We start from the raw sequence: 14,788 nt of genomic DNA, 5'->3' as shown, positions 1-14,788 counted from the left end.
GGTGAGCGTGGCCACATCACCTGCACTGTCTGAATTGCAAATTCGCCTGGGTTACGCCTTTCGCCAAGCGGGCTTATTGCAGCAAGCCGTCACCCACCGCAGCTTCAGCGCCGACCACAACGAGCGGCTGGAGTTTCTGGGTGACTCGGTGCTCAACCTGTCGGTGGCCCACCTGCTGTACGCGCAACTGGCCAGCTTGCCCGAAGGCGACTTGTCGCGGGTGCGGGCCAACCTGGTCAAACAAGACACGCTGCACCAACTGGCCAAAACGCTGGATTTGTCTTCCGTGATGCGCTTGGGCGAAGGCGAGATGCGCTCGGGCGGTCAAAACCGCCCCTCCATCCTGGCCGATGCCCTGGAAGCCATCATTGGCGCGGTGTACCTGGACGGGGGCTACCAGAATGCGCAAGCTCTGGTTGAGCGCTTGTTTGCCCAGGTCGACATCAAACCCGACATGCAGGCCGTGGGCAAAGACCCCAAGACCGAGTTGCAAGAGTGGTTGCAAGGGCGCAAACTCGCGCTGCCCAAATACACCGTGGTCGGCACCTCCGGCGCAGCGCACCGCCAGCAGTTCGAGGTCTCTTGCGAAGTGACCGAACTGCGCCAAACCCAACAAGGCTCGGGCGCATCGCGTCGCGCTGCCGAACAAGCAGCGGCCGCCGCCATGCTGCTCACTTTGAAATCCGAAAGCGCCGCATGAGCACCGACAAAAAAAACGCCCCTTCCGAATCTGCGCCTGAACGCACGCCGCAAGAGCAAACCCTGCGCCGCCCCGTGCAAATCGCGGGTGTGACCATCCAGCCACGCGACGCGTCGGAAGACGCTGCTTTGCCGCCCGTGGTAGCCGCCCCCGCGCCTGTGCCGGTAGAGGGTCAGCGCTGCGGCCTGGTGGCCATTGTGGGCAAGCCCAACGTGGGCAAGTCCACCTTGCTCAACGCCTTGGTGGGTCAAAAAATCAGCATCACCTCGCGCAAAGCGCAAACCACGCGCCACCGCATCACCGGCATCCGCACTCAAGGCGCTGCCCAGTATGTGTTTGTCGACACGCCCGGTTTCCAGACCATCCACGGCACAGCCCTGAACAAGTCGCTGAACAAAACCGTGGTCGGCGCTGTGAGCGATGTGGATCTGGTGCTGTTTGTGGTCGAGGCGGGCAGCTTCACCACGGCGGATGCCAAAGTGTTGGCCCTGCTCAAACCCGGTATTCCGGTCTTGCTGGTGGCCAACAAGCTGGACAACGTGCACCGCCGTGGCGACATCGCGCCCTGGCTGCAAAGCATGCAAGAGCGCCATGCCTTCACCGAGTTCGTGCCCATGTCGGCCAAGCAGCCCAAAGACATCGAGCGCCTGCTGGGCATTTGCGAAAAATACCTGCCCGAGCAGCCCTGGTGGCATGCCGAGGATGAGCTGACCGACCGCAGCGAGAAGTTCCTGGCCAGCGAAATGGTGCGCGAAAAGCTGTTCCGATTGACGGGCGACGAGTTGCCCTACACCTCCACCGTGGTGATCGACAAGTTCGAAGAAGAAGCTGGGCGCACAGCCAAGCGCATGTTGCGCATCGCGGCCACCATCGTCGTCGAGCGCGAAGGGCACAAGGCCATGGTGATCGGTGACAAGGGCGAAAAGCTCAAACGCATCGGCACCGAAACCCGCATGGAGCTGGAAAAGCTGCTGGACGCCAAGGTGTTCATTGAGCTGTGGGTCAAGGTGCGTTCGGGCTGGGCCGACGATGAAGCCCGCGTGCGCAGCTTCGGCTACGAGTAATCTCACCTTCAATGGCCACCAAGCGGATCGCAGACGAGCCAGCCTATGTGCTGCACCGCTACGACTGGAGCGAGACCAGCCTGATCCTGGAGGTCTTCACCCGCCACCATGGCCGGGTGGCGTTGGTGGCCAAAGGGGCCAAACGACCGACATCGAGCTTCCGTCCGGTGCTTTTGCCGCTACAGCCTTTGTCGCTGGCATTCGGGGGTGATGGCGACATCCGCACCCTCAAATCGGCCGAGTGGGTGGGCGGCCACGTCATGCCCACAGGCGAGGCGCTGCTGTCGGGTTATTACCTCAATGAGTTGCTGATGCGTCTGACGGCACGCGACGATCCCCACCCCTTTTTGTTCGAGGTCTATACCGCCGCTGTGCGCCTGCTGGCCAGTGGCGACCCCAATGCCTTGCAATGGGCTTTGCGCGGCTTTGAGCTGGTGCTGCTCAAGGAAATGGGCTTGCTGCCTGCCCTGAATCTGCAGACCCTGACCCTCAAGCCTTTGTCGCCCGCGGACAGTTACGCTTTGGTGCCCGAAGCGGGGCTGCAGTGGGTGAGCGATGACCCGCGCCACGCCTTGCGCGGCCAAGAGTGGTTGGCGCTGCACGAGGCTTTGGCTTCTCCCAGTCCCTTGGCGGCCTTGTTGCGTGAATGCGCCGATCTGTTGGTGCAGCTGCAGCGCCCTTTGCGCCTTTTGCTCAACTACCATTGCGGCGTCGGCGCTTTGCGCACCCGCCAAATGATGCTGGACTTGCAAACTTTATGAACACACCTTTTCGCGTGGCCTTGTCGGTCAATGTCAACAAAGTCGCTTTGCTGCGTAACTCGCGTCATTTGGGCATTCCCAGCGTGACCCGTGCAGCCCAGCTGTGCCTGCAAGCGGGTGCCAACGGCATCACCATTCATCCCCGGCCTGACGAGCGCCACATTCGCGCCAGCGACGTGCCCGAGTTGACTGCCTTGATGAAGGCCTGGCCTGATCGGGAGTTCAACATCGAAGGCAACCCCTTCCACAACCTGATGGAACACGTGCGTGCCGTGCGCCCGCATCAGGTGACCTTTGTGCCCGACAGCGAAGGCCAGTTCACCAGCGACCACGGTTGGACCTTCCCGCAGGACGCCGAGCGCCTGAAACCCTTGATCGATGAATGCAGGGCCCTGGGCGTGCGGGTGAGTCTGTTCATGGACCCGGTCCCTGAGCAAATGGCCGCCGCCCGCGCTGTTGGCGCTGACCGAGTTGAGCTGTACACCGAGCCTTATGCTGCGACGTGGGGCACGCCAGACAACGCGGCTCAGTTGCAGCGCTACGCCGATGCGGCCGATGCCGCCGCGCAAGCTGGCTTGGGCTTGAATGCCGGCCACGACCTGAACCGCGACAATTTGCCTGCTTTTGTGGCGGCGGTGAAGGGTTTGCAGGAAGTCTCGATTGGTCACGCTTTCATGGCCGATGCGCTGGAGCTGGGTTACTGCGCCACGGTGCAGGCCTACCTCGCTTGCCTGAAAAAATGATTTACGGCATCGGCACCGACATCTGCGACATCCGCCGCATCCGCGCCAGCCTGGAACGGCATGGCGAGCGATTTGCTGCCAAAGTGCTGTCTGATGCCGAAATGACCACCTGGAAAGCCCGCAGCGCCCGCTGGCCCGAGCGGGGTGTGCGCTATCTCGCCACGCGGTTTTCGGCCAAAGAGGCCTTCAGCAAGGCTATTGGTCTGGGCATGCGCATGCCCATGACCTGGCGGCTGTGCGAGATCGGCAAGTTGCCCAGTGGACAGCCTGTCATCGTGCTGCACGGGGGCCTGAAGGACTGGTTTGAATCCAAGGGGCTGAGTGCGCATATCACCGTTACCGACGAGTCCGAATACGCCGCCAGCTTTTGCGTGGTCGAGACCCAAGGCGCCCAGCGCTCTTGATTTGCTGCCCAGCCGCCCCACCTCCAATGGAAGCCCCATGACATTGCATGCTCCCCTGATCATCGACATTGCCGGAATCACATTGACCGACGTGGACCGCCGCCGCCTGGCGCACCCGCTGGTGGGCGGCATGATCCTGTTTGGCCGCAACTGGCAAAGCCGTGCGCAGCTGACCGCGCTGTGTGCCGACATCAAAAGCACCCGCCCCGATCTGCTGATTGCGGTGGACCACGAAGGCGGCCGTGTGCAGCGCTTTCGCACCGACGGCTTCACCCATTTGCCACCCATGCGCGCCTTGGGCGAGCTTTGGGGCCAAGACGACAAGGGCCAGCCCGGCTCGGGTGTGCTCAAGGCCTGCGAGGCGGCCACCTCGGCGGGTTTTGTCCTCGCCAGCGAGTTGCGAGCCTGTGGGGTTGATTTCAGCTTCACCCCCGTACTGGATCTGGACCATGGCGAGAGTGGCGTGATTGGCGACCGTGCCTTTGCGCGTGACCCACGCGTGGTGAGCCTTCTGGCCCGCAGTCTGATGCAAGGCCTGCTGCAAGCAGGCATGGGCAACTGCGGCAAGCATTTCCCAGGGCATGGTGCCGTCAAGGCCGACTCGCATGTGGCGCTGCCTGTCGATAAGCGCAGCCTCAAAACCATACTGGCCGACGACGCGCAGCCTTACCGCTGGCTGGGCAGCGTGCTCACCGCCGTCATGCCCGCCCACGTCATCTACAGCAAGGTCGACAGCCGCCCGGCAGGTTTTTCGCCGCGCTGGCTACAGGACATTTTGCGAGGACAGCTGGGTTTTCAGGGCGTGGTCTGTACCGATGACTTGTCGATGGCCGCCGCCCGTCAGATCGATGGGCAAACCCTCAGCTACACCGAAGCCGTGATCACCGCGCTGCAGGCAGGCTGTGACTTGGCTTTGTTGTGTAACCGTTCCGCCGTCGATGGGGGGGCAGAACTGGATGCTGTGCTTGACCAACTCACCGAGGCGCAGGTCAAAAACCAATGGCAGCCCAACGAAGTCAGTGAAGAGCGTCGTTTGAACCTGCTGCCGCGTTCTCCCGCACGTTCTTGGGACGAGTTGGTGCGTTCATTTGACTATATGCAGGCCCTCGATCGCTTGCCTTGATGTTGTTTTGAGAAAGAAAAAGTTGTGGCCACTTTGCTGACCTGGTTACTTCGTGTGTTCATGGCCTTCATGGGCTTGGCTTTTTTGCTCGGCCTGGTGGCGGCATTGGCGATCTACATCGTTTGGGCCGCGCTGCGTTGGTTGTTGACTGGCCGCAAGCCCCAGGTGGTTCTGGTTTGGCAGCAGTTCAGCGCCATGCGCCGTCATTTTCGTCAAAGCAGTTTTCGAACTTCACCCCATCCCGATGCCCAAGATCCCTGGCGTCGCAGTCAAGGTGAGGCAGATGACCAGGTGGTGGACGTCGAGGCACGAGAGGTGGCAGAAGACGCCCCCCGCTTGCCGCGCCGATAACCTCTTGCTTCGGGGGCTCCGTATCCAGTTGCGCGTAAGTTGACCAAAGCCATTGAAATCGATTTCTATACGTTGTCTGCTTGCCATCTGAAAGGTATTTAGAGAATATTTATTGATTTCAAAGTAGTAAATTAAGTTACATTTACGGCTTCCTCATCTTGCCGGAGCCTGTGTGAGTAAGCTTGAATTTAAAAGAACTCGGTCTGAGTATTCGTTAAAAACAATAAAAACTTGTTTTTTGATTGCGTGTTGTGTCTTTCAAGCTGGCGCGCAAGACCTACCCGGTCGTGAGTCCGCACAGGTCTCTGTGGCCCAGTCGACGACGATCGAGCCGTTCGGCTCACGTTACGCCTTGGCAGCGGCAGCGCCCAGCCAGCAGGCCCGCATCATCGTTTATCGCCCTGGACCCTATGCCAAGGCCGAACCTGTCAACATTTACCTGAACGGCCGCTATCACGCATCCTTGCTGCAAGGCGGCTACTCCGAGTTTTGTGCATTGCCTGGGCCGGTTGTGCTTCATGCAGCGCTGGCCGATGCCCAAAAGCGCCATACAGGCAAGCAGGGGGCAGGGCAGAGTTGGAATTTCCAGTCCGGCAAGACTTTGTTCCTCAAGGTCCAGGAGCCAGGACGCTTGGCAGAAGTGGCTTCGGAGCAAGCACAACGGGAGCTTTCTGGAACTGCGCAACAAATCCACACCCTGTCCAGGGCACCCGTGGTGCAGGTTTGTCAAGAGTCAGAACCTGTGTTGGCGCAAGCTCCTGCCCTCATCCCTGTAGAACGACCTGACCTTTCCAGGCCATCAACACCCAAGGTGTCTGTGCCGCGCTTGTATGCACTCGAGTCCGATGCCTTGTTCGAGTTCGGCAAATCTGAACTGAGGGCCAGCAGCTACAACGCCATCGAGGTCATGGCGCAAAGACTCAAGCGTGACTTCATTGGCGTGGAGCGCATCCGGGTGGTCGGTCACACCGATGCGATCGGCCAACCGAAATCGAATGCCAAGTTGTCGCTAGAGCGTGCCAAAGTGGTGGCGCAGCAGTTGCAGGAAAGGGGTTTAAAACCCAGCAAGGGTTTCAAGATCGAAGGAGAAGGGGCCGCGCACCTGGTGAAACTGCGCTGCGGCAACAAGCCGACTCCCGAGAACAAGCTGTGCCACGCGCCCAATCGCCGCGTGGACATCGTGGTCACAGGCGCCAGTCGCTGATGGCCTTTAACGCTACATCACAGCCCAGACATTTGCCATGAAAAACTCCTACAAAGTCGTCGTCAAAGCCAACCAAGGCAATGCCAAAAACTTCACTCACGATGTGCCTGCGCCAGGCTCATGGTGGGGGGCGCTCAAGATCAAGGCCGTGCCCGGCGCACGCTATCAACTCATCGACAACGCCACCGGGCAAGGCCCGGATAACATCCGCGTCACGCGCGTGGGCAGCGATTTGCGCATCAGCTTTGAAGGCAGGGAGGACGCCGATCTGGTGATCTCCGATTACTACCAATACACCGAATCGGGGTTTGCGTCTGTGATCGGTGAAGTCGACTCCGGCGTGTATCACGTCTATGTGCCAGAGTCCGGCCAAACAGCGGCCTTGATGGGCAACTTACCGGACGGCGCTTCTAACGTCGGCATGGCATTGGGTGGTGAACAAGTGGTCGGTTCAGGTGCTGCGGTTGGCGCTCTGGTTGCCGCTGCAGGCTTCAACCCTTTGCTGGCTGCGCCCCTGGTTTTGGTGGGCGCGGGAGGTGGTGGCGGCGATGGTGGTGGTGCGCCAACCGATACCACGCCACCTCGAATCAGCGCAGCAAGGTTAGCACCTGAAGACGATACCGGGGTGAGCAACAGCGATGGCATCACGTCTGATACCACCCCACGCTTGCTGATCACGGCCGACCCCGATGCCGTCAGTGCCGAGGTGACGCTCATGAACGGGAAAAGCTACACCTCGACCACCAAAAATGCGCAAGGGCAATTTGTGGTTCAAATTCCCGACATCGATGCTTTGGGCAATGGTCCGGTGACGTATTTGGTGGTGGTCAAGGACGCTGCGGGGAATGAATCTGAACCATTGACTGGGACCCCTTTTGTGGTGGATACGTCGTCTGCTGACAATTACAACCCCATGCAAGAAGCTGATGCAAACAAGGGTGTTGGTGCACAAATTGTTTCGATTTCTACGGATACCGGTGTGAGTGCTGCCGATTTCAACACGGCCGACAACTTCTTGATTTTCAAAGGTACAGTCGCCAATGTGTTTGTGCAAAATGGTGACTTTGTTCAATTAATTTTGTTGGATTCAGAAGACAACGAGATTGCCTCAAAATACATTGAACCTGAATCGAGGGATGGGCAGTGGGCCTGGTCGTGGGATAACTCGGCGCAGAAACTAGGTGACGGCACTTACAAGCTGACGGCGCAAGTGGTGGACAAGGCGGGCAACTTGGTGGGCGCTGGACCCGCAGAGCAAGCCATCGTGATTGATACCAATGCGAATCCGGATGCCAATGCACAATTTTCGATTGCAGTGACGACCCTTGATCAAGATTCAGGTACCTCGGCCTTGGATTTTTTAACCAATCAAGAGAAGCTTTCATTTAAAGGCAGTATCGGCAGCAGCATCAGCGGTGCTGTTTTCACAGGCAAAGTATTGGTGCAAGTTTTTGACACCGATGGCGTGGTCAAATCTCAGTCGTATGTAACCCCGATCGGTGGCAGCTGGTCTTATGACAACACGAGTCAAAATTTGGGCGTTGAAGGTGCCAACACCCAGTATCTTCTGAAAGCCTCGATCGTTGATTTTGCGGGCAATATTTCGAAATCGACGGATCAATCGTTTACCGTTGATTTAAAGACGCCTGTTTTTTCTGTCGGAGGCGGCGTGTTCACAGAAGGGAAAGTTACATTCACGACTATGCAGCTGATGGCCGGTAATCCTGAATCCGCTGCTGAGGCTGGTAAGTTTTCGTATACAGATATACCGTCAAGTAACGCAATATCTGGATTTAATGCAGGTCAGTTCACCATTGCATATACTGATTTAGCTGGCAATTTTTCTACAAGTTCAAATGGGGTCAGGTGGGAATTTCAACCTCAGGTCATTGTGACAGAGAGCAAGCCGACATCTTCTGGTTTTCCCTCGACGTTCGGCAACGGCGAGTTAGCGGGTTCAATCGGGCTCTATATTCTCAGCCCCAATGAAGTGAGCATCAATTTGGCGGACCTGCATTCGACCAGCCCCAAAGTGGGAGACCATGCGGTGATCAACCATATCGGGCTGTCTGGCTCCAGCACGGTTGACAACGTTGCGCACACTTTGACATTGACAACCAGCGATGTGCTGGCAATGGGTGTAAAAAACAGTTTTTTATCTACAGAAGCATTTAAAGATCATCTGCAAATGCGCATTGATGGTGATGCAAATGACCAGGTAATTCTGGTGAGCTTGGTCGGCGCTTCTACTTACGAATGGTCGAAAGCAAGCACTCCTGTTTTGCTGAATTCTTCCAGTTACGACACTTACAGCAATACCAGTTTGGGTCTGGATTTGTTCATTCAGCAGGGGATTAGAACGACCCTGCTTTGAGTTCAAAAATGAAAAAATGGCCCGCATCAGCGGGCCATTTTCATTACAAGCGTAAGCGCCGCTTATTCCTGCACATGCCGCAGAGCAGGGAACAAGATCACGTCGCGGATGCTGGCGCTGTCGGTCAGCAGCATCATCAGGCGGTCGATGCCGATGCCGCAGCCGCCCGCAGGTGGCATGCCGTATTCGAGGGCGCGCACAAAGTCGTGGTCGTAGTACATGGCTTCGTCGTCGCCGTCGTCCTTGGCGGCCACTTGCGCGTGGAAGCGGGCGGCCTGGTCTTCGGCGTCGTTCAACTCACTGAAACCGTTGCCGAACTCGCGACCGGTGATGTACAGCTCAAAGCGCTCGGTCACTTCGGGGCGGCTGTCGTTGGCGCGGGCCAGTGGGCTGATCTCGGTGGGGTGCTCCATGATGAAGGTTGGCTCCCAGAGCTTGTCTTCCACGGTTTCCTCGAAATAGAACACCTGCAGGCTGGCCAAGCTGCGGGTGGACAGCTTGTCCTTGGCTTCGCTCATGCCCAGCTTTTTCAGTGCGTTGATCAGCCACTCGGCGTTGTCCACGTTGTCGCCCGCCTCGGTGTGCTTGGTGATGGCTTCGCGGATGGTCATTCGGGCGAAGGGCTTGTTCAGATCGACCGGCTTGCCGTTGTAGGTCAGGTCCAGTGTGCCTGCCGCCGTCATGGCCGCGTCGCGGATCAGGCTTTCGGTGAAACCCATCAGGTCCTGGTAGTTCCAGTACGCCGCGTAGAACTCCATCATGGTGAACTCGGGGTTGTGGCGCACCGAGATGCCTTCGTTGCGGAAGTTGCGGTTGATCTCGAACACGCGCTCAAAGCCACCCACCAGCAGGCGCTTGAGGTACAGCTCGGGCGCGATGCGCAAGAACATTTCTTGTTCCAGCGCGTTGTGGTGCGTGATGAAGGGCTTGGCGTTGGCACCACCGGGAATGGGGTGCAGCATGGGTGTTTCGACTTCCAAAAAGCCGTGCTTGACCATGAACTCGCGGATGCCGCTCACGGCCTTGCTGCGGGCCACAAAGCGCTTGCGGGCGGCTTCGTCGGTCATCAGGTCGACATAGCGCTGGCGGTATTTGACTTCCTGGTCGGCTACGCCGTGGAACTTGTCGGGCATGGGGCGCAGGCTCTTGGTGAGCATGCGGATGCTGGTCGCGTGGATAGACAACTCGCCCGTGCGGGTCTTGAACAGGTGGCCCTCGACGCCCACGATGTCACCCAGGTCCCAGTGTTTGAACAGGGCGTAAAGGTCTTCGCCCACGTCGTCGCGGGTCACATACACCTGGATGCGGCCGGTGGCGTCTTGCAGCGTGGCAAAGCTGGCCTTGCCCATCACGCGCTTGAGCATCATGCGGCCCGCAACCTTGGCCATGGTTTTGGCCACGCCTTCACCGTTCAGTTCTTCGGCGGCTTTCTCGCCGTGCGCATGGTGCAGGTTGGCCGCGTGGTGCTCGGGCTTGAAGTCGTTTGGGAAGGCCACGCCCTTGCCGTCGGCTTGCGCCTGGCGCATCGCTTTGAGCTTCTCGCGGCGCTCGGCGATCAGTTGGTTTTCATCTTGTGCGGGAGCGGCGGGGGCGGTCGTGTCAGACATGGCAAGGTGCGGTGGGGACCGTGGCGCATGGACGCCGCCCGATCCGGGGTTGTGGGGTGCGCGAGGGCGCAAAGCCCTCTATTTTAAGAGTTTGCGGGCGGCTTCTGGACGGGTTGTTGTTCCGTCGCTCCGGCTGGGGCCACCAAGTCACCCACCAGCTCCAGCCGCATCAAGGGCTCTTGCAGGGCAAACAGCCGGTATTTCATCTGCAGGGGCAAGGGCAGCAGCTCACCCCAGCGGTTGGACAGCCAGCTGCAGTCCTGCAGCCGCCAGGCTTCGTTCCAGGGCGGCACCACGCTGGGCTGCTCGCTCAGCTGGGTCAGGGCCTTGTGCATCTGCGCCGACAGGTGCTGCAGGTCTTCGGGCACCTGCACCGCAGGCTCGGGCGGCAGCAGCTCCACCCGACCCAGCCACAGGCCGTCGCTGCGCTGCTGCGTGGCTTCGATGCGAAACTTCTCCACACCCCGGCTCCAGACCATCACCAGGCCGGGCTGAGGCCGTTCGATGCGCTCGATCTGCACCCGCGTGCCCATGGCCTCAAACTGTTCGGCCGCTGCGCCGGGTCGGTGCACTTCGCGGCCTTGGGTGAGCGTGACCACCCCAAAGCCCGTGCCTTGGCGCTCGCATTCGCCAATCATCTGCAGGTAGCGCAGCTCAAACAGCTGCAGGGGCAGCAAAGCCCCTGGAAACAGCACCGTGCCCAGCGGGAACAGGGGCAATTCGGTCAGGGCTTGTGGGTGTGGGGTGTCGCGATCGGGCATCTGGGTATCATCGCACGTGCAGGAGAAAAAACGATGTGGTTACAAATGGTCAGTATGGTGTTGGACGTGGTGGCGGGCCTGGTCGCAGGCACATGCTTGCTGCGGTTTTTGATGCAATGGCAGCGCATTTCCTTTCACCAGTCACTGGGCCGCTTCGTGTTTGCCATGACCGATTGGCTTGTTTTGCCCTTGCGCAAGGTCATCCCCGCCTGGACCCAGTGGGATTTGTCGAGCTGGGTGGCCGCCTGGTTGGTCAAGTTGCTGCAGTTTTTGCTGCTGTGGCTGCTGGCGGGTGGGCAGGGGTCTTTGGGCTTGTTGCCCTTGGTCAGTCTGGTGGGCTTGGCGCAGTTGGTGGTCTCGGCCCTCAGCGCCTTGGTGCTGGTCCTGGCCATCATGTCCTGGGTCAACCCGGGCTCACCGATGTACGCTTTGACAGTTCGATTGTGTGACCCTTTCCTGCGCCCATTTCAGCGTGTGGTGCCCCTGATCGGTGGCATTGACCTGTCGCCTTTGGCTTTGTTGCTGCTGTTGCAGATGGTGGGCATGCTGCTGTCAGGTTTGCAGATGAGCTGGATGCATTGAATTCCTTATGGCCTGACCCAAGTGACAAAGCCCTCCGAAGAGGGCTTTGTTTTGGGGGCGCTGGCTTGGGTTGGTTTCAGCTCACCGCATCTGCCGGCTGGCGTTGCAGCATGGCCAGGGTGCTGGCGATGGTTTTGCGCAGTTCGCGGCGGTCGCAGATGAAGTCCACTGCACCCTTGGTTTGCAAAAACTCGGCCCGCTGAAAGCCTTCGGGCAAGGTCACGCGCACAGTGCTCTCGATGACGCGCGGGCCAGCAAAACCGATCAAGGCCTTGGGCTCTGCAATCACCACGTCGCCCAAAAAGGCAAAACCGGCCGACACGCCACCCATGGTGGGGTCGGTCAGCACGCTGATGTAGGGCAGGCCTTTTTTGGCCAGGCGGGTCAAAGCGGCGTTGGTTTTGGCCATTTGCATGAGCGAGAGCAAGCCTTCTTGCATGCGGGCACCGCCTGTGGCCGTGAAGCAAACAAAAGGCACTTTTTGCGCGATGGCGGTCTCCACGCCGCGCACAAAGCGCTCACCCACGACCGAGCCCATGGAGCCGCCCATGAAATCGAACTCGAAGCAAGCAGCCACGACCTCGATGTTGTGCACGGCGCCGCCCATGACCACCAGGGCGTCGGTTTCGCCGGTGTTGTTCATGGCCTCTTTCAGGCGCTCCGGGTATTTGCGGCTGTCCTTGAATTTGAGCGCATCGACAGGGACCACCTCCTGGCCAATCTCGTAGCGGCCTTCGCCGTCCAGAAAAGCGTTCAGGCGGGCACGGGCACCGATGCGCAGGTGGTGTGAGCAGCCGGGGCAGACGTTCTGGTTTTCTTCCAGATCGGTTTTGTACAGCACCGTCTCGCAGCTGGGGCACTTGACCCACAAGCCTTCCGGCACCGAGCGGCGGTCGGCCGGGTCGGTGTGCTGAATCTTGGGGGGGAGCAGTTTTTCGAGCCAACTCATGAGGGTTTCTCCTTGTGCGGCGAATTATCGTTGAAACGTCGGCAGGCCTGTTCAGGCGTCCAGGGCCTGGCGAATACCACGCAAAAAGTCCGATGCCACGGTGTTGATCTGGGCTTCCGGGGCTGCGTCGATCAGCTGGATCAGGCGTGAGCCGATCACCACCGCGTCGGCCACGCGGCTGATGGCTTTGGCCGTCTGCGCGTCGCGGATGCCAAAGCCCACGCCCACGGGCACGCTGACATGCTGGCGGATGCGCGGCAGCATGGCCTCGACCGCGTCGGTGTCGAGCGTACCCGAGCCGGTCACACCTTTGAGCGACACGTAATAGACATAACCGCTGGCGACTTGCGCCACCTGCTGCATGCGTTCGTCGGTGCTGGTGGGGGCCAGTAAAAAGATCAGGTCCATGTTGTGGGCGCGCAGCTTGGCAGCAAATTCCACGCACTCTTCGGGCGGGTAGTCCACGATCAGCACGCCGTCCACACCCGCGTTTGATGCGTCGCGAATGAAGCTGTCAGCGCCGTGTTTTTGGTCGTAGCGCTCCACCGGGTTGGCGTAACCCATCAGTACCACCGGTGTGGTGGTGTTGGTTTGGCGGAATTCGCGCACCATGGCCAGCACCTGCACGGTGCCAATGCCCAAGGCCAGCGCTTTGTCGCCTGCCTTCTGGATGACAGGGCCATCGGCCGAGGGGTCGGAAAACGGCACCCCCAACTCGATGATGTCGGCCCCGGCATCGGCCATGGCGTGCATCAGGGGCACGGTGGTGGTTTTTTGGGGGAAGCCTGCCGTGACATACGGAATCAGGGCTTTGCGGCCCTGGGCTTTCAGGGTAGAGAGGGTGGCGTCGATGCGGCTCATGATCTGGCCTTCACTTCACAAAGTTCACAGGCTGCTCGCCACCTTTGACCGATTGGCCTTGGCAGCTGGGGCGGCAGTAGAAGTCGGCGTTCGACAAATCGGCCACGGTGCCGATGTCCTTGTCGCCACGGCCTGACAGGTTGACCAGAATGCTTTGGTCCGGGCGCATGGTTTTGGCCAGTTTCATGGCGTAGGCCACGGCATGGCTCGATTCGAGCGCGGGGATGATGCCTTCGGTGCGGCACAGGTAGTGGAAGGCGTCGAGCGCTTCCTTGTCGGTGATGCCCACGTACTCGGCGCGGCCAATGTCCTTCAAGAAGGCGTGCTCGGGGCCCACGCCAGGGTAGTCCAGACCAGCGCTCACGCTGTGCGTCTCGGTGATCTGGCCGTTTTCGTCTTGCAGGATGTAGGTGCGGTTGCCGTGCAGCACGCCGGGCGAGCCCAGTTGCAGCGAAGCGGAGTGTTTGTTCGTGTCCATGCCTTCGCCCGCGGCTTCTACGCCGATCAGGCGGGTTTTCTCGTAAGGAATGTAGGGGTAGAAGATGCCCATGGCGTTGCTGCCACCGCCCACACAGGCGATCACGGCATCGGGTTGCTGCTCTGCCATTTGGAGTGACTTGAACATCTCGGGCATTTGAGTGAGGCACTCTTCGCCGATCACGCTCTGGAAGTCGCGCACCATCATGGGGTAGGGGTGGGGTCCTGCCACGGTGCCGATGATGTAGAAGGTGTTGTCCACATTGGCCACCCAGTCGCGCATGGCTTCGTTCAGGGCGTCCTTGAGGGTTTTGCTGCCCGACTCCACGGGCACCACGGTCGCGCCCAGCAGCTTCATGCGATAGACGTTGGGGCTTTGGCGTTTGACGTCTTCTGCACCCATGTAAACCACGCATTCCAGGCCATAACGGGCGCAGATGGTGGCGGTGGCCACGCCGTGCTGGCCGGCGCCCGTCTCGGCAATGATGCGCGGCTTGCCCATGCGCTTGGCCAGCATGGCCTGGCCGATGGTGTTGTTGATCTTGTGGGCACCGGTGTGGTTGAGGTCTTCGCGCTTCAAGAAGATTTGTGCGCCACCCATCTCGCGGCTCATGCGTGCCGCGTGGTAAACGGGCGAGGGGCGGCCCACAAAGTGGGCCAGTTCCGACTTGAATTCGGCGATGAAGGCCGGGTCGTGCTGGTACTGGGCGTAGGCGGCTTTGAGCTCGTTGATGGCGTGGGTCAGGGTTTCGCTGACGAAACTGCCGCCATACACGCCGAAATGGCCTTTGACGTCGGGTTGTTGGTACTCGTACATGGTGCTCAAT

Annotated in this window: 15 protein-coding genes; 10 read left to right on the top strand and 5 right to left on the bottom strand. The window is 59.8% G+C overall.

The genetic code is table 11. From position 1 onward, the window contains the following. The first annotated feature begins 7 nt into the window (after window positions 1-7). From rnc to ACHEXL_RS09660, 9 genes are all read left to right on the top strand, one after another. Window positions 8-700, top strand: coding sequence for a ribonuclease III (rnc, locus tag ACHEXL_RS09700; RefSeq protein WP_416559128.1), 693 nt, complete (start codon window positions 8-10; stop codon window positions 698-700). After that, window positions 697-1,764 (top strand): GTPase Era, encoded by a 1,068-nt coding sequence (gene era / locus ACHEXL_RS09695; protein ID WP_416559126.1) that lies wholly within the window; start codon window positions 697-699, stop codon window positions 1,762-1,764. Before rnc ends, era begins: the two co-directional genes overlap by 4 nt. An 11-nt stretch (window positions 1,765-1,775) precedes the next feature. Continuing rightward, the gene (gene recO / locus ACHEXL_RS09690) at window positions 1,776-2,525 is read left to right on the top strand and encodes a DNA repair protein RecO (protein WP_416559125.1); all 750 of its coding nucleotides are present in this window, start codon (window positions 1,776-1,778) and stop codon (window positions 2,523-2,525) included. Continuing rightward, window positions 2,522-3,268: a pyridoxine 5'-phosphate synthase gene (locus tag ACHEXL_RS09685; RefSeq protein WP_416559123.1), complete on the top strand. Its 747-nt coding sequence runs from the start codon at window positions 2,522-2,524 to the stop codon at window positions 3,266-3,268. Before recO ends, ACHEXL_RS09685 begins: the two co-directional genes overlap by 4 nt. Next, window positions 3,265-3,672 carry a holo-ACP synthase gene (gene acpS / locus ACHEXL_RS09680; RefSeq protein ID WP_416561336.1) on the top strand — a complete coding sequence of 136 codons (408 nt, stop codon included), beginning with the start codon at window positions 3,265-3,267 and terminating at the stop codon, window positions 3,670-3,672. Before ACHEXL_RS09685 ends, acpS begins: the two co-directional genes overlap by 4 nt. A gap of 37 nt (window positions 3,673-3,709) precedes the next feature. Continuing rightward, window positions 3,710-4,795: a beta-N-acetylhexosaminidase gene (gene nagZ / locus ACHEXL_RS09675; protein WP_416559121.1), complete on the top strand. Its 1,086-nt coding sequence runs from the start codon at window positions 3,710-3,712 to the stop codon at window positions 4,793-4,795. 24 nt (window positions 4,796-4,819) lie between these two features. Continuing rightward, window positions 4,820-5,146 carry a hypothetical protein gene (locus tag ACHEXL_RS09670; RefSeq protein ID WP_416559119.1) on the top strand — a complete coding sequence of 109 codons (327 nt, stop codon included), beginning with the start codon at window positions 4,820-4,822 and terminating at the stop codon, window positions 5,144-5,146. A gap of 307 nt (window positions 5,147-5,453) precedes the next feature. Continuing rightward, entirely contained in the window at window positions 5,454-6,350 is an 897-nt protein-coding gene (locus ACHEXL_RS09665; RefSeq protein ID WP_416559117.1) for an OmpA family protein, read from the top strand. A 37-nt stretch (window positions 6,351-6,387) separates the two neighbouring features. Beyond that, entirely contained in the window at window positions 6,388-8,724 is a 2,337-nt protein-coding gene (locus ACHEXL_RS09660; RefSeq protein ID WP_416559115.1) for an Ig-like domain-containing protein, read from the top strand. A gap of 62 nt (window positions 8,725-8,786) precedes the next feature. Here ACHEXL_RS09660 and lysS read toward each other — a convergent pair whose 3' ends face one another. Both lysS and ACHEXL_RS09650 read right to left on the bottom strand, forming a co-directional pair. Next, entirely contained in the window at window positions 8,787-10,331 is a 1,545-nt protein-coding gene (gene lysS / locus ACHEXL_RS09655) for a lysine--tRNA ligase (protein WP_416559113.1), read from the bottom strand. 83 nt (window positions 10,332-10,414) lie between these two features. Next, window positions 10,415-11,092 carry an LON peptidase substrate-binding domain-containing protein gene (locus tag ACHEXL_RS09650; RefSeq protein WP_416559111.1) on the bottom strand — a complete coding sequence of 226 codons (678 nt, stop codon included), beginning with the start codon at window positions 11,090-11,092 and terminating at the stop codon, window positions 10,415-10,417. Between the two features lie 33 nt (window positions 11,093-11,125). On the opposite strand from ACHEXL_RS09650, the gene ACHEXL_RS09645 reads away from it, so the two are divergent. Further along, complete coding sequence (locus tag ACHEXL_RS09645; protein ID WP_416559109.1) at window positions 11,126-11,674, top strand: YggT family protein; 549 nt, start codon at window positions 11,126-11,128, stop codon at window positions 11,672-11,674. A 76-nt stretch (window positions 11,675-11,750) separates the two neighbouring features. On the opposite strand, the gene accD is transcribed toward ACHEXL_RS09645, so the two are convergent. From accD to trpB, 3 genes are read right to left on the bottom strand one after another with little or no spacing between them, the layout of a single operon-like run. Beyond that, entirely contained in the window at window positions 11,751-12,623 is an 873-nt protein-coding gene (gene accD / locus ACHEXL_RS09640; protein ID WP_416559107.1) for an acetyl-CoA carboxylase, carboxyltransferase subunit beta, read from the bottom strand. Between the two features lie 51 nt (window positions 12,624-12,674). Continuing rightward, window positions 12,675-13,484, bottom strand: coding sequence for a tryptophan synthase subunit alpha (gene trpA / locus ACHEXL_RS09635; protein WP_416559105.1), 810 nt, complete (start codon window positions 13,482-13,484; stop codon window positions 12,675-12,677). A gap of 10 nt (window positions 13,485-13,494) precedes the next feature. Next, window positions 13,495-14,778 carry a tryptophan synthase subunit beta gene (gene trpB, locus ACHEXL_RS09630; protein ID WP_416559103.1) on the bottom strand — a complete coding sequence of 428 codons (1,284 nt, stop codon included), beginning with the start codon at window positions 14,776-14,778 and terminating at the stop codon, window positions 13,495-13,497. Window positions 14,779-14,788 lie beyond the last annotated feature (10 nt).

The sequence above is a fragment of the Limnohabitans sp. YIMB22184 genome (assembly GCF_048020265.1).
Taxonomy (GTDB): Bacteria; Pseudomonadota; Gammaproteobacteria; order Burkholderiales; family Burkholderiaceae_C; genus Limnohabitans_A.
Note: the sequence above shows the minus strand (reverse complement) of the source record. Positions and strands in the feature narration are given on the sequence as shown.

What these genes read in the sequence shown, in the direction of transcription:
- ACHEXL_RS09660 (WP_416559115.1), top strand. Translation starts at nt 6,388, where the DNA reads ATGAAAAACTCCTACAAAGTCGTCGTCAAAGCCAACCAAGGCAATGCC.
- recO (WP_416559125.1), top strand. Translation starts at nt 1,776, where the DNA reads ATGGCCACCAAGCGGATCGCAGACGAGCCAGCCTATGTGCTGCACCGC.
- nagZ (WP_416559121.1), top strand. Translation starts at nt 3,710, where the DNA reads ATGACATTGCATGCTCCCCTGATCATCGACATTGCCGGAATCACATTG.
- trpA (WP_416559105.1), bottom strand. Translation starts at nt 13,484, where the DNA reads ATGAGCCGCATCGACGCCACCCTCTCTACCCTGAAAGCCCAGGGCCGC.
- lysS (WP_416559113.1), bottom strand. Translation starts at nt 10,331, where the DNA reads ATGTCTGACACGACCGCCCCCGCCGCTCCCGCACAAGATGAAAACCAA.
- acpS (WP_416561336.1), top strand. Translation starts at nt 3,265, where the DNA reads ATGATTTACGGCATCGGCACCGACATCTGCGACATCCGCCGCATCCGC.
- ACHEXL_RS09685 (WP_416559123.1), top strand. Translation starts at nt 2,522, where the DNA reads ATGAACACACCTTTTCGCGTGGCCTTGTCGGTCAATGTCAACAAAGTC.
- ACHEXL_RS09650 (WP_416559111.1), bottom strand. Translation starts at nt 11,092, where the DNA reads ATGCCCGATCGCGACACCCCACACCCACAAGCCCTGACCGAATTGCCC.
- trpB (WP_416559103.1), bottom strand. Translation starts at nt 14,778, where the DNA reads ATGTACGAGTACCAACAACCCGACGTCAAAGGCCATTTCGGCGTGTAT.
- accD (WP_416559107.1), bottom strand. Translation starts at nt 12,623, where the DNA reads ATGAGTTGGCTCGAAAAACTGCTCCCCCCCAAGATTCAGCACACCGAC.
- era (WP_416559126.1), top strand. Translation starts at nt 697, where the DNA reads ATGAGCACCGACAAAAAAAACGCCCCTTCCGAATCTGCGCCTGAACGC.
- ACHEXL_RS09645 (WP_416559109.1), top strand. Translation starts at nt 11,126, where the DNA reads ATGTGGTTACAAATGGTCAGTATGGTGTTGGACGTGGTGGCGGGCCTG.